Annotated in this window: 21 protein-coding genes; 10 read left to right on the top strand and 11 right to left on the bottom strand. The window is 68.5% G+C overall.

The genetic code is table 11. The annotated features are described in order from the left end of the window. The first annotated feature begins 28 nt into the window (after positions 1–28). The 5 genes from glgP to AC5RWG_RS12960 all read left to right on the top strand — a co-directional run bounded on the left by glgP (position 29) and on the right by AC5RWG_RS12960 (position 5,897). Positions 29–2,662 carry an alpha-glucan family phosphorylase gene (glgP, locus tag AC5RWG_RS12980; protein ID WP_494014726.1) on the top strand — a complete coding sequence of 878 codons (2,634 nt, stop codon included), beginning with the start codon at positions 29–31 and terminating at the stop codon, positions 2,660–2,662. A gap of 249 nt (positions 2,663–2,911) precedes the next feature. Continuing rightward, complete coding sequence (locus AC5RWG_RS12975) at positions 2,912–3,976, top strand: YihY/virulence factor BrkB family protein (protein ID WP_494167078.1); 1,065 nt, start codon at positions 2,912–2,914, stop codon at positions 3,974–3,976. A 48-nt stretch (positions 3,977–4,024) separates the two neighbouring features. Beyond that, on the top strand, positions 4,025–4,849 hold the full coding sequence (locus AC5RWG_RS12970) for a hypothetical protein (RefSeq protein WP_494002331.1): 825 nt from the start codon (positions 4,025–4,027) through the stop codon (positions 4,847–4,849). An 11-nt stretch (positions 4,850–4,860) separates the two neighbouring features. Beyond that, on the top strand, positions 4,861–5,313 hold the full coding sequence (locus AC5RWG_RS12965) for a phage holin family protein (protein WP_494002359.1): 453 nt from the start codon (positions 4,861–4,863) through the stop codon (positions 5,311–5,313). Beyond that, positions 5,310–5,897: a DUF3618 domain-containing protein gene (locus AC5RWG_RS12960; RefSeq protein WP_494002330.1), complete on the top strand. Its 588-nt coding sequence runs from the start codon at positions 5,310–5,312 to the stop codon at positions 5,895–5,897. The genes AC5RWG_RS12965 and AC5RWG_RS12960 overlap by 4 nt, the downstream gene beginning before the upstream one ends. An 82-nt stretch (positions 5,898–5,979) precedes the next feature. On the opposite strand, the gene glgX is transcribed toward AC5RWG_RS12960, so the two are convergent. The 6 genes from glgX to AC5RWG_RS12930 form a co-directional block, all read right to left on the bottom strand. Then, positions 5,980–8,073: a glycogen debranching protein GlgX gene (gene glgX / locus AC5RWG_RS12955; RefSeq protein WP_494024622.1), complete on the bottom strand. Its 2,094-nt coding sequence runs from the start codon at positions 8,071–8,073 to the stop codon at positions 5,980–5,982. Positions 8,074–8,089: 16 nt separating this feature from the next. Beyond that, a complete protein-coding gene (rlmB, locus tag AC5RWG_RS12950) occupies positions 8,090–9,070 on the bottom strand; it encodes a 23S rRNA (guanosine(2251)-2'-O)-methyltransferase RlmB (RefSeq protein WP_494002328.1) in 981 nt (326 codons plus the stop codon). 120 nt (positions 9,071–9,190) lie between these two features. Next, the gene (cysS, locus tag AC5RWG_RS12945; protein ID WP_494024623.1) at positions 9,191–10,651 is read right to left on the bottom strand and encodes a cysteine--tRNA ligase; all 1,461 of its coding nucleotides are present in this window, start codon (positions 10,649–10,651) and stop codon (positions 9,191–9,193) included. Between the two features lie 46 nt (positions 10,652–10,697). Beyond that, complete coding sequence (gene ispF, locus AC5RWG_RS12940) at positions 10,698–11,198, bottom strand: 2-C-methyl-D-erythritol 2,4-cyclodiphosphate synthase (RefSeq protein ID WP_494002326.1); 501 nt, start codon at positions 11,196–11,198, stop codon at positions 10,698–10,700. A 2-nt stretch (positions 11,199–11,200) separates the two neighbouring features. Then, positions 11,201–11,971 (bottom strand): 2-C-methyl-D-erythritol 4-phosphate cytidylyltransferase, encoded by a 771-nt coding sequence (ispD, locus tag AC5RWG_RS12935; RefSeq protein ID WP_494024624.1) that lies wholly within the window; start codon positions 11,969–11,971, stop codon positions 11,201–11,203. 89 nt (positions 11,972–12,060) lie between these two features. Next, positions 12,061–12,543, bottom strand: coding sequence for a CarD family transcriptional regulator (locus tag AC5RWG_RS12930; protein ID WP_127513280.1), 483 nt, complete (start codon positions 12,541–12,543; stop codon positions 12,061–12,063). 256 nt (positions 12,544–12,799) lie between these two features. Here AC5RWG_RS12930 and AC5RWG_RS12925 point away from each other — a divergent pair, with 256 nt between their 5' ends. Beyond that, positions 12,800–13,372 (top strand): hypothetical protein, encoded by a 573-nt coding sequence (locus AC5RWG_RS12925; protein ID WP_494024625.1) that lies wholly within the window; start codon positions 12,800–12,802, stop codon positions 13,370–13,372. Between the two features lie 81 nt (positions 13,373–13,453). On the opposite strand, the gene AC5RWG_RS12920 is transcribed toward AC5RWG_RS12925, so the two are convergent. After that, positions 13,454–14,134, bottom strand: coding sequence for a winged helix-turn-helix domain-containing protein (locus tag AC5RWG_RS12920; RefSeq protein WP_494002323.1), 681 nt, complete (start codon positions 14,132–14,134; stop codon positions 13,454–13,456). Beyond that, positions 14,131–15,333, bottom strand: a complete 1,203-nt coding sequence (locus tag AC5RWG_RS12915; RefSeq protein WP_494074210.1) for a sensor histidine kinase — start codon at positions 15,331–15,333, stop codon at positions 14,131–14,133. Before AC5RWG_RS12915 ends, AC5RWG_RS12920 begins: the two co-directional genes overlap by 4 nt. A 175-nt stretch (positions 15,334–15,508) precedes the next feature. Here AC5RWG_RS12915 and phoU point away from each other — a divergent pair, with 175 nt between their 5' ends. Continuing rightward, on the top strand, positions 15,509–16,168 hold the full coding sequence (gene phoU / locus AC5RWG_RS12910; protein ID WP_494002321.1) for a phosphate signaling complex protein PhoU: 660 nt from the start codon (positions 15,509–15,511) through the stop codon (positions 16,166–16,168). Between the two features lie 83 nt (positions 16,169–16,251). On the opposite strand, the gene AC5RWG_RS12905 is transcribed toward phoU, so the two are convergent. Further along, positions 16,252–17,010 carry a phosphoglyceromutase gene (locus tag AC5RWG_RS12905; RefSeq protein WP_494024627.1) on the bottom strand — a complete coding sequence of 253 codons (759 nt, stop codon included), beginning with the start codon at positions 17,008–17,010 and terminating at the stop codon, positions 16,252–16,254. Positions 17,011–17,169: 159 nt separating this feature from the next. Between AC5RWG_RS12905 and AC5RWG_RS12900 the strand changes: the two genes are divergently transcribed. Further along, positions 17,170–17,988, top strand: a complete 819-nt coding sequence (locus AC5RWG_RS12900; RefSeq protein ID WP_494024628.1) for a class I SAM-dependent methyltransferase — start codon at positions 17,170–17,172, stop codon at positions 17,986–17,988. Positions 17,989–18,000: 12 nt separating this feature from the next. On the opposite strand, the gene AC5RWG_RS12895 is transcribed toward AC5RWG_RS12900, so the two are convergent. After that, positions 18,001–18,324, bottom strand: coding sequence for a DUF2516 family protein (locus AC5RWG_RS12895; RefSeq protein WP_493976898.1), 324 nt, complete (start codon positions 18,322–18,324; stop codon positions 18,001–18,003). 38 nt (positions 18,325–18,362) lie between these two features. Beyond that, complete coding sequence (locus AC5RWG_RS12890) at positions 18,363–19,529, bottom strand: trans-sulfuration enzyme family protein (protein WP_494074211.1); 1,167 nt, start codon at positions 19,527–19,529, stop codon at positions 18,363–18,365. Positions 19,530–19,611: 82 nt separating this feature from the next. Here AC5RWG_RS12890 and tmk point away from each other — a divergent pair, with 82 nt between their 5' ends. Together tmk and AC5RWG_RS12880 are read left to right on the top strand one after the other, a co-directional pair. Further along, positions 19,612–20,262, top strand: a complete 651-nt coding sequence (tmk, locus tag AC5RWG_RS12885) for a dTMP kinase (protein WP_494024630.1) — start codon at positions 19,612–19,614, stop codon at positions 20,260–20,262. Beyond that, the gene (locus AC5RWG_RS12880; protein ID WP_494024631.1) at positions 20,259–21,398 is read left to right on the top strand and encodes a DNA polymerase III subunit delta'; all 1,140 of its coding nucleotides are present in this window, start codon (positions 20,259–20,261) and stop codon (positions 21,396–21,398) included. Before tmk ends, AC5RWG_RS12880 begins: the two co-directional genes overlap by 4 nt. The last annotated feature ends 20 nt before the right edge of the window (positions 21,399–21,418 follow it).

Genomic DNA, 21,418 nt, shown 5'->3' with positions numbered 1-21,418 from the left:
GCAGGGGATCTGCGCTAGCCTAGGCCGGGTGAAGGCAATCCGCAGATTTACTGTCCGAACTGTCCTCCCCGAGAGCATTGCTCCCTTGGCCCGCTTGGCCGGCAACCTCCGCTGGTCCTGGCACCGGCCCACCCAGCAACTCTTTGAACAACTGGATCCTCAGGCCTGGTCCGAGGTGCGCCAGGATCCCGTCGCCCTGCTCGGCTCGTTCACCCGCGAACGGCTGCGGGCGCTGGCCGACGATCGGGACGTCGTCGCGCGGGTGCGGGAACTGGACGCCGACCTGGAGCAGTACCTGACCGAGGACCGCTGGTACCAGACGCTGGGAGCGGACGCACCGGCGTCGATCGCCTACTTCTCCCCCGAGTACGGCATCTCCCATGTGCTCCCGCAGTACTCCGGCGGCCTGGGCATCCTGGCCGGCGACCACCTGAAGGCCGCGTCCGACCTGGGCGTGCCGCTGGTGGGCGTGGGCCTGCTCTACGCCGCCGGCTACTTTAAGCAGTCGCTGAGCCGCGACGCATGGCAGCAGGAGACGTACCCCGTCCTGGACCCGGACGGCCTGCCGCTGACGCTGCTGCGCGAGCCGGACGGGCAGCCGGCCCAGGTCACGCTGCCGCTGCCGAACGGCCGCAGGCTCGGCGCCTACATCTGGCGCGCCGACGTGGGCCGGGTGCCGCTGCTGCTGCTGGACTCCAACATCCCGGGCAACGACGAGGCCGCCCGCGGCATCACCGACCGGCTCTACGGCGGGGGCGGCGACCACCGCCTGCAGCAGGAACTGCTGCTGGGCATGGGCGGCGTGAAGGCGCTGCGCATCCACCAGCGGCTCACGGGCGCCCCGGCGCCGGAGGTCTTCCACACGAACGAAGGGCACGCGGGCTTCCTGGGCATCGAACGCATCCAGGAGCTGGCGGCCGCCGGGCTGACGTGGGACGAGGCCTTGGCCGCCGGCCGCGCCAACACCGTGTTCACCACGCACACGCCGGTGCCCGCGGGCATCGACCGGTTCGACAAGGCGCAGATCCAGCATTTCTTCAGCGCCGGCCTCGCCCCGGACGTGCCCACCGCGAAGATCCTGGAACTCGGCGACGAGAATTACGACGGCGGAGATCCGTCCAAGTTCAACATGGCCGTGATGGGCCTGCGGCTGGCGCAGCGGGCCAACGGTGTGGCCAAGCTGCACGGTGTGGTCTCCCGCGGCATGTTCTCCGGGCTCTGGCCGGGCTTCGACCAGGAGGAAGTGCCGATCACCTCGGTGACCAACGGCGTGCACGTGCCGACCTGGGTGGACCCGCGGATCGCCGAGTACGCGCGGTCGGCGTTCGGCGACGAGCCGGTGATCGCCCGCCAGTGGGACCGGGTCTACGACGTGTCCGACGAGGACATCTGGGCGCTGCGCCGAAGCCTGCGGACGGCCCTGATCGAGGATGTCCGCCGCCGGCTGCGGGCCGCCTGGAAGAAGCGCGGGGCCGCGGACGCGGAGCTGGCGTGGACCGACGCCGTGCTGGACCCGGACGTGTTGACCATCGGTTTCGCCCGCCGGGTGCCGACCTACAAGCGGCTGACCCTGATGCTGCGCGACCCGGCCCGGCTCAAGGCGCTGCTCCTGCACCCGAAACGGCCCATCCAGCTGGTCATCGCCGGCAAGTCCCACCCTGCGGACGAACAGGGCAAGCGGATGATCCAGGATCTGGTCCGCTTCACCGACGACCCGGAGGTCCGGCACCGGATCGTGTTCCTGCCCAACTACGACATCGCCATGGCCCGCACGCTGTTCCCGGGCTGCGACGTGTGGCTGAACAACCCCCTGCGCCCGCTGGAAGCCTGCGGGACGTCCGGCATGAAGGCAGCCATCAACGGCGGGCTGAACCTCTCCGTGTTGGACGGCTGGTGGGACGAGATGTACGACGGCGACAACGGCTGGGCGATCCCGACGGCGAACCCGTCCACCGATGCAGGGACCGCGGACATGTTCAGCGCGGACGATCGGGACGATATCGAAGCAGCCGCGCTCTACGACCTGATCGAGCACCACGTGGCGCCCCGCTTCTATGCCGCCGAGGTCTCCGAGGGCGCGGGGGCGGCCGGCCCGTCCCAGCCGATAGCCGACGATGCCGTCCCGCACCAGTGGATCGCCATGATCAAGCACACGCTGGCCAATCTGGGTCCGGCGGTTTCCGCCGAACGGATGCTGCATGACTATGTGGAGCAGCTGTACCGTCCCGCCTGGGCATCCGGCCGGACGGCCCGGGCCGACGATTTTGCGGCGGCGAAGGAACTGGCGGCGTGGACCAGCCGTGTGCATGCGGCCTGGGCCGACGTGTCGGTGGAGCACGTGGACTCGCTCGGCATCACGGACGAGCCGCAGATCGGCGAATCGCTGACGGTCAATGCCTATGTCCGGCTCGGCTCGCTGGCGCCGGACAGCGTCACCGTCCAGGTGGTGCATGGCCAGGTCACCGAAAACGACGACCTCGCCCAGACCTCCAGTGACGAACTTGCCCTCGCCGAACAGCTGGGCGATGGCCGCTATCTCTTCACCGGCCCGGTCACCATCGACCGATCCGGGTCGTTCGGGTACAGCGTGCGGGTGCTGCCCAAACACCCGGCGCTGGCAAACCATGCCGAACTCGGACTGGTGTCCAACGCCACCGGCTGATCCACGGGCAGCGCCCGTTGCCGCTCGCCCGTCGCCCGCCCGGGCGGCGGGCGCGAGTGGCAACAGAACGGCTGAAACGTAGCTATCCGACAGTTTCTTTAAATCGGCCGGGACCCCCCGTTTCATGCCGGATTAGAGCGGAAATGTGCTGCTTCGTACGTCCTTCTGTGTGACTCACCCCTTTATTATCAGCATGCTGACTAATAGCATGAGGGTGTTCCGTCCGAATGGACTACGAAGGAGGCGAACATGGGCACGAGTACCGAGCGGGAGGCACCACCGCCGGACCACGGGGACAAGCCGCAGCAACCGCAGCAAGTAAAAAAGTCTTCGTGGAAGTACATCCTCCGCAAGACCATTCGGGAGTTCTCCGACGACAACTGCACCGATCTTGCGGCGGCGCTCACGTACTACGCGGTGCTGTCCCTGTTCCCCGGCCTGCTGGCGCTGGTTTCCATCCTGGGCTTGGTAGGGCAGGCGGAACAAACCACCAACGCCATGATGAACATGCTGGGGCAGGTAGCACCCGGCCAGGCCGTTGATGTCATCCGCCAGCCGATCCAGCAGCTCGCCACTTCCCAGGGAGCCGGGCTGGCGTTCGTCGTCGGCCTCGTAGGCGCGATCTGGTCGGCATCCGGTTATGTCACCGCCTTCGGCCGGGCCATGAACAGGATCTACGAGGTCGAAGAAGGCCGCCCGTTTTGGGTGCTCCGCCCGATGATGCTGTTGGTGACCCTCGTGGTGCTGCTGTTGGCCGTCCTGACGCTGCTGATGCTGGTCGTGTCCGGCCCGGTGGCGGAGGCGATCGGCTCGGTGATCGGACTCGGCGAGGCGGCAGTGACCGCCTGGAACATCGCCAAGTGGCCGGTCGTCGTCATCTTCGCCGTGGTGATCGTGGCCGTGTTGTACTACGCGACGCCTAACGTGAAGCAGCCGAAGTTCCGCTGGATGAGCCTGGGCGCCCTGGTCGCGCTGATCGTGCTGGCCCTGGCGACCTTGGGCTTCGCCTTCTACGTAGCCAACTTCGGCAACTACAACGCGACCTACGGAGCCATCGGCGGGGTGATCGTCCTGCTGCTGTGGTTCTGGCTGGCCAACCTCGCCCTGCTGTTCGGCGCAGAGTTCGATGCCGAGACCGAACGCGGCCGCGAACTGCAGGCCGGCATGGCCGCCGAAGAAAACATCCAGCTTCCGGTCCGCGATAACCGCAAGATCGAGAAGAATGCCGAGAAGGAAGAGGAGGACATTGCACGGGGGCGCGATCTGCGCCGCGAGCACGCGCGTTCCCACGAGGAATCCCGTGAGCATAGCTGACCAAGATCAGGACTGACAGGAAGAACCCGACTAGGAAAAGGAATTGCCATGACCACGAATCCACATTCCGGCAGTTACGACGAGGGCGCTCCCGTTTACCCCACAGGTGGCACGGCCGTACCGCCGCCGTCGAACCCGCCCTCAACCGGCCAGTCCAGGAGCGAAACCGCCAAGACCGAGGCACGGGAAGTAGGGCGCGAAGGGGCCGAAGCCGGCCAGCACGTTGCGCAGACGGCCAAGGACGAGGCAAAGCAGGTGGCGTACGAAGCCAAAGACAAGGCCCGCAACCTGATGTCCGAACTGGGCGACGGTGTCCGCGGCCAGGCCAACACGCAGCAGCAACGCGTGGCTTCGGGGCTGCGGTCCATCGGGGAGGAGCTAAACTCCATGGCCCGCAACTCGGAACAGTCCGGACCGGCGACTCAACTGGTCAGCCAGGTGGCGGGCCGGGCCGACTCAGTCGCAGGATGGCTCGAGAACCGCGACCCGGGATCCCTGCTGGACGAGGTCAAGCGTTTTGCCCGCCGGCGGCCCGGAGCCTTCCTGGCGATCGCGGCGGGGGCCGGCGTCTTGGCCGGGCGCCTGACCAAGGGCCTGACCGCCGACAGCGGAGCAGGCAGCGGCTCCATGACCGGCAGGAGCGTGGGCACGCACCGTGCAACCACCGGTTCCGTCTACGACACGGCAGGAACGGGCAGCTATGAGGCCCAAAGCGCCGCCGGCTTCGCGGCGCCGGGAGCGCAGACGGGTTCCGCCCTCGGCGGCGCCCCGGCACAGCCCGAAACCACCTACCCTGTGGGCGAACCGCCCGTCGGTGGCCGCGGCACCGCGATCCCGGAGCGGAACCCCTATGAGGACGGAGGGACTCGATGAGTCACCAGCAAATGCCGGGCCCGAGCAATCAACGCGTGCCCGGCCAGGATGGCGCCGAGCCAACGCGAGCGGAAATCAAGGCCGAGAACGAATCCTTGGGCGATCTGCTCAGCCAGGTCAGCAAGGACATCTCCGTCCTGATGCGCCAGGAGGTGGAGCTGGCCAAGGCCGAACTCAAGGAGACCGGCACCAAAGCCGGCAAGGGCGCGGGCCTGCTGGGCGGAGCCGGCGTGGCCGGCCACTTCGTCCTCCTGTTCCTGTCCCTGGCCCTGTGGGCGCTCATCGCCGGCGGGGTCGGGTGGGCCTGGTCCGGCCTGATTGTGGCAGTCATCTGGGCCATCATCGCGGCCATTCTGTATTCGGTTGGCCGCAAGCAGCTGAAGACGGTCGAAGGCATGCCCCGGACCACCGAGTCAGTGAAGCAGATTCCGGAAACATTGAAGCCAAGTGAGGAAGCGCTATGAGCCAGTCACCCGAAGAAATCCGAGCCGACATCGAACGTACCCGCGCCCGGCTGGGCACGGATGTGGACGCCGTGGCGGAAAAAGCGTCGCCGTCGAACATCGTCCACCGGCAGACGGACAAAGTGAAGGATTCCGTGGGCCGCGTCAAGGAGAAGATCATGGGCGCGGCTGACGACGCCACCGGCGGCACCCGCTCCATGATGCACGACGCCGGCGAGATGGCCAGCGACGCCCCGCACCAGCTTGCCCGCAAGACCGAGGGCAACCCGGTGGCGGCCGGCCTGATCGCGTTCGGCGCCGGCTGGCTGCTGTCCTCGCTGTTCCCGGCCAGCCGGGTGGAGCAGCAGGCAGCCGACAAGGTCAAGGAACAGGCCGAACCGGTGGTGCAGGAAGTCAAGGACTCCGCCCGCCAGGTGGCCCAGGACATGAAGGAGCCGGCCCGCGAGGCAGCCGAAGACCTGAAGTCCTCGGCCCAGGACTCGGCGGGCAGGGTGAAGTCCGAAGGAGCGTCCGCCGCCGAGGACGTGAAGGCACGGGCCCAAGAGGCCCGCGGCAACGTCCAGGAGGAGCCCCGGCAGATCTGACCCCTGGGTGCACGCCGGCTAACGGCCGGCATGCCGGCGCCGGGAAGGCTTTGAGGGCCTTCCCGGCGTCGGCTGCGTTAAGTCAGGAGCGGTAGACGGAGAGGCTGTTGGCGGCCACTATGTCCTTCTCGCCGCTGCGGACCTTGGCGCCGCGCCGCTGCTCCTCGGAATGCGAGGTGGTGTAGAGCAGTTCGAACACGTGGTTCCCGCCGCGGTGCTTGCCGAAGTCCTGCAGCGCGTGCGGGGCCGGCATCACGATTTTCTGCGGCTGGCACGCCCCGTTGATCACCAGCAGACCATCGATCACACCCTGCGGCGATCCCATCAGCAGCTGGACCAGGCGGCAGTCCGGGTTGTTCCAGTCGTCCGGAGTCATCGGTTCGCCGTCGGCGTTGAACCAGAGCAGGTAGGAACTGTCCGCCCGTGCCGGGTAGTTATACGGCTGGTGCGCCAGAAAGGACCGGCGGATCTGGATAAGCCGGCGGGTGGCATCGAACATCCGGTGTTCGCGCTCGTCCAGCTGCCAATTGGTCCAGGCCAGCTCGTTGTCCTGGCAGTATGCGTTGTTATTTCCCTGCTGGCTGCGGCCGATCTCGTCGCCGGCGCAGATCATGGGCACCCCGAGCGACAGCAACAGGGTAGCCATCAGGTTACGCGCGCTCCGGTCCCGGGCGTCGAGGACCCGGCCGTCCCCCGTGTGCCCCTCGACGCCGTGGTTGTAGCTGCGGTTATGGTCGTGGCCGTCGCGGTTTTCTTCGCCGTTGTTTTCGTTGTGCTTGCGGTTGTACGCCGTCAGGTCGGCAAGGGTGAAGCCGTCGTGGGCGGTCACGAAATTCAGCGAGGCCAGCGCGGTGCGGCCGGAACCGGCGAACAGCTCGGTGGAGCCGGCCAGGCAATCTGCCAGCCGCGCCACAGTCCCGGCCTGCCCGCCGCCCGCCAACGCGGCCTGGTCCGCCAGCCAGAAATCGCGGACGGTGTCGCGGAAGCGGTCGTTCCAGTCGGCCCAGCCCGGCGGGAAGTGCCCCGTCTGCCAGCCGCCGTCGCCGACGTCCCACGGTTCCGAGATGAGCTTTGCCCCGGACAGCACCGAGTCGGCGCCCACGGCCACCAGGAACGGATGGCGGGGATTGAAATGGTTGTTTCCGTCGCGGGCCAGGGACACCGCCAGGTCGAAGCGGAACCCGTCGATGTGGAACTCTTCCACCCAGTAGCGGAGCGAGTCGAGGGCCAGCTGGATCACGCGCGGCTCGTTGAAGTCCATGGTGTTGCCGCAGCCGGTGGTGTCCAGGTAATTCCCGTTGCCGTCGTGCCGGTAGTACACGTGGTCCGCCAGCCCCCGGAAGGAATACGTGTCCTGGTCCTTGCCGCCCTCGGCCGTGTGGTTGTAAACCACGTCCAGGACCACCTCGAGTCCGGCGGCGTGCAACTGCTTGACCATGGTGCGGAACTCGTCCTGCACGGCCCGCGGTCCGGCGGCCTGCGCCGCGGCGGTGGCGTAGCCCGGCCAGAGGGCGAAGAAGCCGAGCGTGTTGTAGCCCCAGTAGTTGGCCAGGCCCAGGTTTTGCAGGTGTGGTTCGTCCAGGTGGTAGTGCACCGGCAGCAGCTCCACCGTGGTGATCCCCAGCTCCAGCAGGTACTCGACCATCACCGGGTGCGCCAGCCCGGCGTAGGTGCCGCGCAGTTCCTCCGGGATGTCCGGGTGCAGCATGGTCTGGCCCTTCACGTGGCACTCGTACACCACGGTGTCCCGCCACGGCACGTGCGGCCGGGCGTCGTTCCCCCAGTCGAAGCCGCCGGTGACGTACACCGAGCGCAGCACACCGCCGTCGTCGTCGATGGCGCGGCCGTAGGGGTCCAGCAGCAGCTGCCCGGACGCCGGCAGTTCCTCGCCGTGGGGCCAGAAGGCGTACCGGCTGCCGGCCTCGAGTCCCTCGACCGTGCCGTGGTGGACGCCGTCGGTGAGCGCCGTCAGCTCGACGCGCCGCCAGGCGCCCGCCGCGTCCTGAAAGTGCACGTCCACCGAACCGAAGTCGGGGGCGAAGACCGCCACGTTGACCGCGCCGGGAATCGGCGGCAGGCCCGGGGCGGCGTCGCTCACGCCGAGCGGGAAGGCACGCGAAAGCCGGGCCTGGCGCGTCGGACGCTCAGGGGAAAGGCTCTTGGCGTGACGGGCCACAACGGTCCACCTGCTCCTAGCGCGCGCGCTGCCGCGAAATCTCGTACAGGCTGATGCCCACGGCCATGGAAGCGTTGAGCGACTCCATCGCCGAGTCGATCGGGATGGAGACGATCTGGTCGCAGTGTTCGCGGACCAGCCGGGACAGGCCCTTGCCCTCGGATCCCACCACGAGGCACACCGGTTCGGTGGCCAGCGACAGGTCCGGCAGCGAGACGTCGCCGCCGCCGTCCAGGCCGAGCACGAAGATGCCCAGCTGCTGGAAAGCCTTGAGCGTATTGGTCAGGTTGCCCGCCTTGGCCACCGGCACGCGCACCGCCGCGCCGGCGCTGGTCTTCCATGCGGAGGCCGTCATCCCGACCGAGCGGCGCTCGGGCACGATCACGCCGTGGCCGCTGAAGGCCGAGGCCGAACGGATGATGGCGCCGAGGTTGCGCGGGTCGGTGATGCCGTCCAGGGCCACGAACAGCGGGGCGTTGTTGATGTAGCCCTTCTTGAACTTGGCCATGGTTTCCTCGGCCAGTTCCAGGGCGTCCTGGTAGTCATAGGGCGGGATCTGCAACACCAGGCCCTGGTGGACGGCGTCATCGGTCATCCGGTCCAGTTCCGGCTTGTGCGATTCGAGCACCGGAATGCCGCGTTCGGCGGCGATCTTCAGGGATTCCCTGACGCGGTCGTCCATCTCGATCCGGACCCCTACGTGCAGCGCCTTGGCGGGGACGCCGGCGCGCAGGGCTTCCACCACGGAGTTGCGTCCGGTCACCATCTCGCCGGCGGACTTGCCGCGGCGGGGCGCCGGGCCGCGCTGGCCGGCCGGACGCTTGGCGGCCGACCGTTCGGAGAGCTGCTTGGTGCGGTACGCCTTGTGGTACGGGCGGTCTTCGGCCTTCGGGGTCGGCCCCTTGCCTTCGAGCGCCTTGCGCCCGTGTCCGCCGGTTCCGGCGGTGGGTCCCTTTTTGGACTTGCGCACCGCTCCGGGGCGAGGTTTGTTGGCCATCGAAAAACTACCTTTGTGTTGGGGAAGATACGTTCCCACGCGCGGCGCACCGGCTGTGAGCGGCAGGCCCGACGGGAATCGTCTGCTTTAAAGGGTACCGTCCAACGGTGCGGGCTGCCGTCAGCCGAGATTCCAGCTGGCGCCCTCGGCCGAATCCTCCACCACGATCCCGGCGGCCGCCAGGGTGTCGCGGATGGCATCGGCGCGGGCCCAGTCCTTCGCCTCGCGGGCCAGCCGACGCTCCTCCAGTTGCGCGCTGACCAGCACGTCCAGGGCCTGAAGGGCCGCGGGGTCCGCGCCGCCGCTGCTCCAGTGCGGATCCAGCGGGTTGATGTACAGCACGTCGGTCATCGCCATGACCTGGTGCAGCGCGCGTGTGGCCGCCTCCTTGTCGCGGGCGTCCAACGCGGTGTTTCCGGACCGCACCGTTTCATGGACCACTGCCAGCGCCTGCGGCACGTTGAGGTCGTCGTCCATGGCCGCGGCGAAAGCCTCCGGGACGCGTTCGGTCACGACCAAGCCGAACTGCTCGCCGTAGAGGAACTTCAGCGCCCGCTGCATGAATCCCTCGATCCGCTCCACCGCGGCGCCCGCTTCCGCCAGCGAGCCGGGGTTGTAGTCCAGCGCGGACCGGTACTGGGCCTGGCCCAGGTAGTAGCGGACCACCAACGGCCTGGCGTCCTGGAGCATCTCCGCGGGGGTGATGATGTTACCGATGGACTTGGACATCTTCTCGCCCTCGAAGGTGACCATGCCGTTGTGCATCCAGAAGTTGGCGAACCCATGCCCGGCCGCCCGGGACTGGGCCATCTCGTTCTCGTGGTGCGGGAACCGCAGGTCCAGCCCGCCGCCGTGGATGTCGAACTCGGTGCCCAGGTACTTGGTGACCATGGCCGAGCACTCCAGGTGCCAGCCAGGGCGGCCGGCTCCCCACGGGCTGGACCAGCTGGCCGTCTCCGGCTCGCCGTCCTTGTGTCCCTTCCAGAGCGCGAAGTCGCGCGGATCCTTCTTGCCGCGCGGGCCGGCGTCGGGCGCCGCCTGCATGTCCTCGATCCGCTGATGCGTCAGCGAGCCGTATTCCGGCCACGAGCGCACATCGAAGTACACGTCGCCGGAATCGTCCAGCGCCGGGTAGGCGTGGCCGCGGTCGATCAACTGCTGGATCAGGCGGTGCATCTCCGGAATGTGGCCGGTGGCGCGCGGTTCGTAGGTGGGCCGTTCCACGCCCAGGATGTCGTAGGCCTTGGCGAATTCCTGCTCGTAGCGGTAGGCCAGCGCCCACCACGGCTCGTTCGGCACCGGCACCATCGGGTCTTCGGCCGCGCCGGGGCGGAAGGATTCGGCGGACTTGACCAGGATCTTGTCGTCGATGTCCGTCACGTTGCGCACTACCGTGACGTCATACCCGCTGTAGCGCAGCCAACGGGTGAGCTGGTCGAAGGCGATGGCCGAACGGATATGGCCGACGTGCGGATCGCCCTGCACCGTGGCCCCGCAGTAGTAGAGCCCGGCCTTGCCGGGGGCCAGCGGGACGAAGTCGCGGACTTGCGCGGTGGCGGTGTCATAGAATCTCAGGCTCACCGCTCTAGCCTAGCCGCGGCCGCCACGCCGGTGCGAACGCACCCTGCTACGGCAGCTTCACGACGACGGCGGTGGCCACCGCCGCGATCCCCTCGCCGCGGCCGGTGAATCCCAGCCCGTCGCTGGTGGTCGCCGAAACGCTGACCGGCGCACCGGCGGCCTCACTGAGCACCGCCTCGGATTCGGACCGGCGCGGCCCGAACTTGGGGCGATTGCAGACCAACTGGACCGCGATATTGCCAATCTCGAACCCCGCCTCGCGGACGATCCGCGCCGCTTCTGACAGCAACCGGACCCCCGAGGCGCCGGCGTACTCGGGACGGTCAGTGCCGAAGTGCGTGCCGAGGTCTCCGATCCCGGCCGCGGAAAACAGCGAATCCGCGGCGGCGTGGGCGGCGGCGTCTCCGTCGGAGTGGCCGGCCAGGCCTCGCTCCCCCTCCCACAGCAGGCCGCCCAGCCACAACGGCTGCGGGTCGGAGTCCGGGGCGAAAGCGTGGACGTCCACACCGATTCCGGTGCGCGGGAGGGGAAACGGGAAGTCGGGCACGGTCAGCCTTTCATGACGGGTCGGGGCCGGCCGGCGGCCAGCAGGGCCTCCGCCACGGTCAGATCCAACGGCGTGGTGATTTTCAAGGCCCGTGCGGAGCCGGGCACCAGCATCACGTCGATGCCGTGACGCTCCAGTAACAGGGCTTCGTCGGTGATGGCGGCGGCCTCCTCGGGGGCCATGCCCGCCAGGCTCCGGTGCGCCACCGCCAGGGTTGCCGCGTCGAACCCTTGCGGTGTCTGGACGGCGCGCAGCCGGGTGCGGTCCACGGTGGCCGCCACCTTCTCGGACGAGATTTCTGCCCCGGCGCCGGTGCTCGGCGCGGCCTCCTTGATGGTGTCCACCACCGGCACCGCCGGAACGACGGCGCGCGCGCCGGCCGCCAGCGCGGCGGCGACCCGTTCGAAGACCTCGGGCGGGGTCAGCGCCCGGGCCGCGTCGTGCACCAGGACCCCGGACATGCCGTCGCCCAGCCCGCGGAGCGCGGCGGCGACCGAGGCGGCCCGGGTGGCACCGCCGTCGACCGCGGAGATCGGGGTGTGGGGATACTGCGCGGCGAAGCCACCGCAGAGCTGCCGCAGGGCGGTGTCGCCGGGCGGGACGGCCACACAGATCCGTGACGCGATGCCGGCCGCCAGCACTCCCCGCAGCGCGTGGGAGAGGATCGGTTCGCCGGCCAACGGGACCTGGGCCTTGGGCAGGCCGTAGCCGAGGCGGGTGCCCGAGCCGGCCGCCACGATGATCACGCCCAGGGACGTGCTTGCTGTGCTCACCCCTTTAGCCTAATGGGGCGCGGCCGGGCGGTTCGGCCACGAAAAAGCGGCCGGCTTCCAGTGCTGGACGCCGGCCGCTTGGAGCGTGGTCAGGAGGCGAGAACCTCGTCGAGGACCTCGGCTGCCTTGTCTTCGTCGGTCTTCTCCGCGAGGGCGAGTTCGGAAACCAGGATCTGGCGCGCCTTGGCCAGCATCCGCTTCTCGCCCGCGGAAAGGCCGCGGTCGTGGTCCCGGCGCCACAGGTCGCGGACAACTTCCGCCACCTTAATGACATCGCCGGAGGCCAGCTTTTCCAGGTTCGCCTTGTAGCGGCGGGACCAGTTGGTCGGTTCCTCGGTGAACTCGGCACGGAGCACATCGAACACATGCTCGAGGCCTTCCTTGCCCACCACATCGCGGACGCCGACCAAATCCACGTTTTCCGCCGGTACTTCAATCGTCAGATCGCCCTGGGCAACCCGGAGCTTGAGATACATCTTCTCTTCACCTTTGATGGTGCGCATTTTGATCTCTTCGATCTTTGCGGCACCGTGGTGAGGGTAAACAACTGTCTCGCCGACCTCAAATACCATCTGTAGTATCCCCTTTCCCGACCACCAGTTTATCACGGATGGTTTGGCCACTTCCGCGAGTTTGCAGGCCTCTACGCCCGTCCGAGCGTTAGAATGCCGCGCTTTGCCCCCTTGACGGATAGCGGATTTGGTGCTTCGCCCGCGGGTACCTACCGGCGTCGAATCCTACTTTTCACCGGTTTGCCGATAGGCTAGGCGAGGCAAGCTGCCTAGATCTGCAGCACCGCACCCTGACTTTGACTGAGGAGTTTCTGCCGTGAAGATTGCGCCGAAGAACCGTGTGCAGCGCACCCTTGTAGCAGGCGCCGCCGCGCTCACCCTGCTCGCATCGACCGGATGCGGCGCAATCAACGAACAGGCCACCACCAAGTCCTACTCCGCCAGCGACGGCATCGTGGCCAACGTCGGCTCGATCGGACTGCGCAACCTGCTGGTCGTCGCAGAGTCTGCCGACGCCCCCGCCCGTGTCCTCGGTACCGCCTTCAACACCTCCGATTCTCCCGTGCAGATGGCCCTGACCGGCCCGGGCAGCACCGCCACCGTCACCATCCCGGCAGACGGGAAGGTCATCTTCGAAGAGGATGAGAACGAGACCATCGTCGGCAGCCCGGGTGCCGCTCCCGGCGCCCTGGTGGACATCACCGTCCGCGTGAACAACGAGTCCGCCGACGTGCTGGTGCCGGTGCTCGACGGCACGCTGCCGGAGTACCGGGACTTCGTTCCGTCGGCCGAGCCCACGGAAACCGCGGCGCCTGCCGAGACCGCCTCACCGACAGACGGCGCCACGGAAGAGCCGACCGGCGAGCCCGCCGAAGAGGCCGGCGCCTAACCCTGCCATCGCTTCACAAAAGGCCGGGCCGCTTCCCTTTCGGGAAGCTGCCCGGCCTTTTGCCGTGCTGAGGCCCTCGGTTTACGGTTCGAACTTGTAGCCCAGCCCGCGCACGGTGACCAGGTAGCGGGGCGCGGAAGGATCGGGTTCGATCTTGCTGCGCAGCCGCTTGACGTGCACGTCCAGGGTTTTGGTGTCGCCCACGTAGTCGGAGCCCCATACGCGGTCGATCAGCTGCCCGCGCGTCAGGACCCGGCCGGAGTTGCGCAGCAGCATCTCCAGCAGTTCGAACTCCTTCAGCGGCAGCGACACCGGCTCGCCGTCCACGCTGACCACGTGCCGTTCCACGTCCATCCGCACCGGTCCGGCAGAGACTGCATTGGGCACCAGTTCTTCCGGTTCGGCCTGGCGGCGCAGTACCGCGCGGACCCGGGCCACCAGCTCGCGCGAGGAGTAGGGCTTGGTGACATAGTCGTCGGCACCGAGTTCCAGCCCCACCACCTTGTCGATTTCCGAGTCCTTGGCGGTGAGCATGATGACCGGAACGGCGGAGCGTTGCCGCAGCTGCCGGCACACCTCGGTTCCGGACTGTCCCGGCAGCATCAGGTCCAGCAGGACCAGGTCCGCTCCGGAGCGGTCGAACGCAACAATGGCGTCCAATCCGTTATCCACCACCTCGACTTCGAAGCCCTCTTTGCCCAACAGATAGCTCAACGGATCGCTCAGCGATTCTTCATCTTCGACGACCAGAATGCGGGTCAAGCACCGACTCCTTGTTCATGCGCCACACCGGCGCCCTGCGTGCGCGGCTCCACGGATTCTGTGGTGCCGCCGTCTTCCTGCTCCATTTCCGGCAGCCGCACGGTGAAGGTTGAGCCCTGTCCGGGCTGCGACCACACCGACACTTCCCCGCCGTGCTGGGAGATGACGTGTTTGACAATGCTCAGGCCCAGGCCGGTTCCCCCGGTTTGCCTCGAGCGGGCATCGTCGATCCGGTAGAACCGTTCGAAGATGCGGTCTTGCTGATCGGGGGTGATGCCCGGGCCCTGGTCGGTCACCGAGACAGTGGCCAGCCCTTCGCGCATGCGCAGCCCCACACCCACCTTGCTCCGTTCGGGCGCGTAGCGGATCGCGTTGTCGATCAGGTTCCGGAACGCGGTGGTCAGCAGTTCGGCATCGCCGAAGACCGGCCCGTCAATCTTCCCGCCCACCGACAGTTCGATGTGCCGGCTTTCGGCCATCAGCTTGTTGCGGTCCACGGCCTCGGCCACCACGGCATTCAGGTCCACCTCGGTACCGTCCTGCACCACGTCCGCGCCCTGCAGCCGGCTCAACTCGATGATGTCCTGCACCAGGGCGCCCAGCCGGCGCGACTCCTTGTGCATGCGGCCGGCGAAGCGGCGCACCGCTTCCTCGTCGTCGGCGGCGTCGTCGATGGCCTCGGCCAGCAGCGAGATGGCTCCGACCGGGGTCTTCAATTCGTGGGACACGTTGGCCACGAAGTCGTTGCGCATCGCTTCGGTGCGGGTTATCTCCGTCCGGTCATCGGCCAGCAGCAGGATGTACTCCTCGCCGATGGGTGCCACGCGCACCTGGACCACAATCGTGCCCTGGCCGAGCGGACCGCGCGGTAGCTCCAGTTGCCGCTCCTCGATCACGCCGTCGCGGCGCACTCGGGCGGTCAGGTCGAGCAACTCGGAATGCACCACGGTGTGCCCGCGGACCAAACCGAAGGCATAAGCGGCGGGGCTGGCCCGGACCACGCCGTCGATCGCGTCCACCACTACATAGGCGCGGCCGACGACGGACAGCACCTCGGCGGCACCGTCCGGCAGCGTCGGTTCGTCCACTTCCTGCAGGCGCCGCCGTTGGCGATCGCTCAGGCCGAAGGCGAGCACACCGAAGCTGCCCAGCACCAAGCCCACGAGCCCTGCCAGCAAGCCGAATATCAGTGGATCCACGCCTCTAGCTTAGGCGCAGCCGGGCACGTCCCAGGGCCGTTCCGGTAGCAATCGCCTCCCCGTTCAACTAACGTTCACTTGAGGTGGCGTAATAGTTCACCGCGGGCTGAGAGGGTATGAAGCCAGTGGGATGCTAGGACCCCTATGCTCCACGTACACAAGCGAAAGGACGCCAGTGCGCAAGGTTTTCCAGGCCGAACTCCATCAAGTCGGAGAGCAGCTGGTAGAGATTTCCCGGTTGGTCACCGAGGCGATGCAGAAGGCAACCACGGCGCTCGACACCGCCGACATCGATTTGGCCCAGGAAGTCATTGCCGCCGACGCCCGGATCGATTTCCTCCAGACGGACCTGGACGAGCGTTCCATCGACATCCTGGCGCTGCAGGGTCCGGTCGCCTCGGACCTGCGGATGATTGTCGGCGCCCTGCGGATGAGCGCCTCGCTGGAGCGGATGGGCGACCTCGCCCGGCACATCGCGCAACTGGTCCGGCTGCGTTATCCCGACCTCGTGATCCCCGCCTCGCTGCGCGACACGTTCCGGGAGTTCGCCGAGAAGGACATTGCGATCTCCGAGAAGCTGACCGAGCTGCTCGAGACCCGCGACCTGGACCTCGCCGCCCAGATCGACACGTACAACTCCCGCATCAATGAGCTGCATGCCGGCGTCTTCAAGGCGATTGCCGATCCGGCCTGGAACTCCTCCGGGCCGACCACCGTGGACGTCTCGCTGGCGAGCCGTTACTTCGAGCGTTTCGCCGACCACGGCGTCTCCGTGTCCCGCAAGGTGACCTACCTGGTCACCGGCGAGTGGCGTCCCAACGGCCAGTCCGTGTAACGCAGGACCTTAAGCAGGAAGGCCGGCTCCCCGCGGGGAGCCGGCCTTCCTGCTTAAGCGTGTGGCAACTTCTTGGCGTGTGGCTACTTCTTGCCCTGGTTCGCCACGGCCTGGATGGCTTCCGCCGCGGCCGCGGCATCCAGGTAGGTGCCGCCGGCGGTGACGGGCTTCAGGTTCTCGTCCAGCTCGTACACCAGCGGGATGCCGGTGGGGATGTTCAGCCCCGCGATGTCTTCGTCGCTGATGCCGTCCAGGTGCTTGACCAGGGCGCGCAGCGAGTTGCCGTGCGCGGCCACGAGCACGGTCTTGCCCGCCTTGAGGTCCACGGAAATGTCCGATTCCCAGTACGGCAGGAAGCGCTCCAGCACATCCTTCAGGCATTCGGTCCGCGGCACGGCGTCCCCCAGATCCGCGTAGCGGGGGTCGTTGACCTGCGACCATTCGCTGGCGTCGTCCAGGGCGGGCGGCGGCGTGTCGTAGGACCGGCGCCAGACCATGAACTGTTCCTCGCCGAACTCATTGCGGATCTGCGCCTTGTCCTTGCCCTGCAGGGCGCCGTAGTGGCGCTCGTTCAGCCGCCAGCTGCGCTTGACGTCGATCCAGCTGCGGTCGGCGGCCTCCAGCGCGAGGTTGGCCGTGACAATGGCCCGCTTCAGCCGCGAGGTGTACAGGACGTCGGGAAGCAGATTGTGCTCGACCAGCAGCTCGCCGCCGCGGTGCGCTTCCTTGCGTCCCAGGTCGGTCAGCGGGACGTCGACCCAGCCGGTGAACAGGTTCTTTTCGTTCCAGTCGCTCTGCCCGTGGCGCAACAGGACCAGCGTGTGTTTCGAGGTGGAAGTCATGGCTGCCATCCTAGCGGAGCACCGCACGGCACCGGCGGCAGCGGCATGACATTACGGAGTCAAACCCGGGGGCAGTCCCGCGATTCCCCCCAGTGACCTTGCGCACATCCGGCCCGTAGCGGCCTGTGCGGGCCCGCCGTGCCCCTATTCTTTTTTCTCGTGCCTCAGACGACCGCCGCCGCCAGCCGTCCCGTCCGCCGACCCATCGGCACGGCCACCCGCGGCACCACCAGTCCCAACCGGCTGCGCCGCGCGGACCGCTGGCTGGCCGGTCCGGCCGCCGGCTGCCTCCGCCGGTCGGCGGACCCGCTCGTCATCGACCTGGGCTATGGGGCGGCGCCAACCACCGCCGTCGAACTCCACCACCGCCTGTCCCGGGTGCGCCTCGACATTGAGGTGATCGGGATCGAGATTGAGCCGGCACGCGTCGCCGTGGCCAAGGCCTTGGAGCGGCCTGGCCTGACCTTCCGGCAGGGCGGCTTCGAAATCCCGGTGGCAGGCCGGCGGCCAGCGGTGGTCCGCGCGTTTAACGTGCTGCGGCAGTACCCGGAATCCGAGTACGGCGCGGCGTGGGACACGGTGCGGGGACGGCTGGCGCCGGGCGGGCTGTTCATCGACGGCACCTGCGATGAGATCGGCCGCCGCGCCACCTGGATCGCGGTGGCGCCGGAAGGGCCGCTCTCGCTGAGCATCTCGCTGCGGTTCGGCGCCTTCTGCCGGCCCTCCGAGGTGGCCGAGCGGCTGCCCAAGGCGCTGATCCACCACAATGTTCCCGGCGAGCGGGTGCACCGCTACCTGCAGGCGCTGGACCGCGCGTGGGCAGACGCGGCTCCGCTGGCCGCGTTCGGAACCCGGCAGCGCTGGCTGGCCATGTGCCAGAGGATGCACGACGCCGGGTGGCCGCTTCTCGACGGGCCGTCGAGGTGGCGGCTGGGGGAAGTCACCGTGGCGTGGCACGCCGTCGCGCCCGCGGGGTGAGTGAGGCAGAACCTACCAGGGGTAGGCGGACCCGCCGCCCTTGACCTCGATCAGGGCGGGCTTGACGTCCGCCAGGTACACGCCGGCAGCGGCAACGGCGGCCAGTTGGAAGATCATCCACGTGCCCAGGCCGCCGGCGCCCAACGCGGCCAGGGCCCCGACCGCCGTGGAGGCTGCCAGCACGCCAACCCAGAAGCCCTTGGTCTTCTTGAATGCGGCCTGGAAGTAGTCGGCCTTGCGGCCCACGCAATCCGCCAGCGCCCATATCTCGATCACCAGGGCGACCAGCCCCAGGACCGTGTAGAGCCAGTATTGGATGTCGTAGGCGAGTAGCACGGCTTAAGCCTAACCGGTGGGGGTGCGTTTCGGCAGCCTCACACGTCCGCCGCGGCGAGTGCCTGGTCCAGGTCCGCCCAGAGGTCGGCGGGGTTCTCGATTCCCACCGACAGCCGCAGCAGGTTCTCCGGAACGCTCCCGGGTTCGTTGACATGGCGGCGGCGCCGCTCGATCAGCGATTCCACGCCGCCCAGCGAGGTCGCCGGCAGCCACAGCCTGAGCGCGTCAATGACCTTGTCCGCGGCCGCCGCCCCGCCCTTGACCTGAATGGCGATGATGGAGCCGAAGCCGTCCATCTGCGCCGCTGCGCGGGCGTGCCCCGGGTCTTCGGGCAGGCCCGGGTAGCGCACGGCCTCCACGGCCCGGTGTTGCTGCAGTTTCCGGGCCAGCTCGCCGGCAGTGGCCTGGGAGCGTTCCACCCGCAGCGCCAGGGTCCGCACGCCGCGCAGTGCCAGCCAGGTCTCGAACGGTCCGGCGATGGCGCCGCGCAGCGACCGGTGCACCAGCAGCTTCGAGCGTAGGTCCTCGTCGGACGTCACGAGGGCGCCGAGCACCACGTCCGAATGGCCGGCCAGGTACTTCGTCACCGAATGCACGACGACGTCGACCCCCGCCGCCAGCGGACGCTGGCCCAAGGGTGTGGAGAAGGTGTTGTCCGCGACCACCAGGGCGCCGGCCGCGTGGGCAGCCCGGGCGAGCACCTCCACTTCGGCGATCTCGAGCATCGGGTTGGTCGGGCTTTCCAGCCAGAGCATGTCGGCGCCGGCCAACTGAGCCGTGACGGCGGCGGTGTCCGCGATGTCCACCGTGCGCAACTGCAGTTCCCCGCGCCCGGCCAGCTGCTCGGCAATGGCCAGGCTGCCCTGGTAGCTGTGCCGCGGCATCACCAGCACGCCGCCGGGAGGGAGCAGCGACAGCGCGGCCGAAACGGCCGCGAGCCCGGACGCGAAGACCAGTCCGGGCAGGGACGCGCCTTCCAACCCGGCCAGGGTTTCTTCGAACGGATCCCAGGTCGGGTTGGAGTAGCGGCCGTAGGCGCGGTCCCCCTGCACCACTTCGCCCCGGCCGAAGAACGTGGAGGACAACACCAGCGGCGGGTTGACCGGTGCGTCGTGGTCGCGGGGCGGCCGTCCGGAGGAAACCACAACGGTGTCCGGGGCGAGTTGCCCGGCATCCTGGCGGCCGTGGGAGAAGGCGTCGGTCATGAGAGCACATTAGTACCACCGCCATCCACACGCTAACTGTGACCGTCCCGCGGGCCCCGGCGATTCCCGCTAGGCTAATCAGGTGAGTTCCGACCGCCAGCCCGCCACCGCACGCGGCCTCTTTATCGCATTCGAAGGCGGGGACGGGGCCGGAAAATCAACCCAGGCCGCCGCCGTCGAACAGCGTCTGCAGGCGATGGGCCGGACGGTGCTCCGTACCCGGGAACCAGGCGGCACCCCCGTGGGGGAAAAGCTGCGCGCGCTGGTGCTCGAACACGGCCACGGCGAGATCGACGCCCGCACCGAGGCCCTGATCTTCTCCGCCTCCCGGGCCGCCCACGTGGAACAGGTCATTCGGCCGGCGCTGGAGCGCGGCGATGTGGTGGTCTGCGATCGGTTCATCGACTCCTCGGTGGCGTACCAGGGTGCCGGCCGCGGGCTCGGACTGGCGGCGGTGCGGGAGCTCAACCTGTGGGCCACGGACGGGCTGCTGCCCGACCTGACCGTGCTGCTGGACGTTGCCCCGCAGCAGGGCCGCGAGCGGCGCACGGCCGGGGATGCCGCCGAGGACCGGCTGGAGTCAGAGGCCGACGACTTCCACTCCCGGATCCGGGACGCCTTTGTGGAACTGGCCGACGCAGCCCCGGAGAAGTACCTGGTGCTGGACGCCGCCGCCGACCGCGACGACCTGACCGTGGCGATCATGGCCCGGGTGCGGGAGCTGCTGGCATGAGCGTCTGGTCCGACTTGCCCGGCCAGGCCGCGGTAATCGAACAGCTCAGCCGGGCGGCCGCCGCCGAACGCCCCGCGCACGCCTGGCTCTTTACCGGCCCGCCCGGCTCCGGCCGCAGCAACGCCGCCAAGTCCTTCGCCGCGGCGCTGTTGTGCGACCACGCGGATCCGGCCGAACGCGGCTGCGGGGCCTGCCATGCCTGCCGCACGGTGCTGGCCGGTTCCAATGCCGATGCCACCCTGGTGGCCACCGAGAACGTGACGTTCTCCATTCAGGAGATGCGCGAACTGGTCGGCAAGGCGCAGGACAAGCCGTCCTCGGGGCGCTGGCGCGTGATCATCATCGAGGACGCGGACCGGATGACCGAGCGCACCACCAATGTGCTGCTCAAGGCCATCGAGGAACCGCCCCCGCGGACCATCTGGATCCTGTGCACGCCCAGCCCTGCGGACGTCCTGGTGACCATCCGCTCGCGCTGCCGCCCGGTCAGCCTGCGCATTCCGCCGCCCGACGACGTCGCCGCCCTCCTGGTCCGCCGGGACGGCGCGGATCCCGAGCTGGCCGGCTTCGCCGCCCGGGTTTCGCAGAGCCACATCGGCGTCGCCCGCCGCCTGGCCACCGACGCCGATGCCCGCCACCGCCGCGACACGATTGTGCGGCTGCCGCTGCGGCTGCGCGGTGTGGCCGACGCCGTCACCGCCGCAGGCGAACTCGTGGAGATCTCCAATGCCGACGCCGCGGCCGCCTCCGAACAGCGCAACGAGGCCGAGCGCGAGTCACTGCTGGTCGCGCTCGGGGCACCCGAGAAGGGCGCCATGCCGCCGGCAATCCGCAGCCAGCTCAAGCGGCTGGAGGAAGACCAGAAACGCCGCGCCAAGCGCAGTGTCAGCGACTCGCTGGACCGGGTGATGATCGACCTGAGCACGTTCTTCCGCGACGTGCTCACCCTCCAGCTGGGTACCGGCACCGAACTGGTCAACGAATACCTGCGCCAGGATCTGACCGCCTACGCGGAACGATCCACCCCCGAACAGACGTTGGGCAGGATGGACGCCATTGCCCAGGCCAGGCAGCGCCTGGGCACCAACGTTGCCCCCGTCCTGGCCATGGAAGCCATGGCCGTCAGCCTGCTCTGAGTCCCCGGACCCGCACGCAG

The sequence above is a fragment of the Arthrobacter sp. Y3221160 genome (assembly GCF_059092585.1).
Note: the sequence above shows the minus strand (reverse complement) of the source record. Positions and strands in the feature narration are given on the sequence as shown.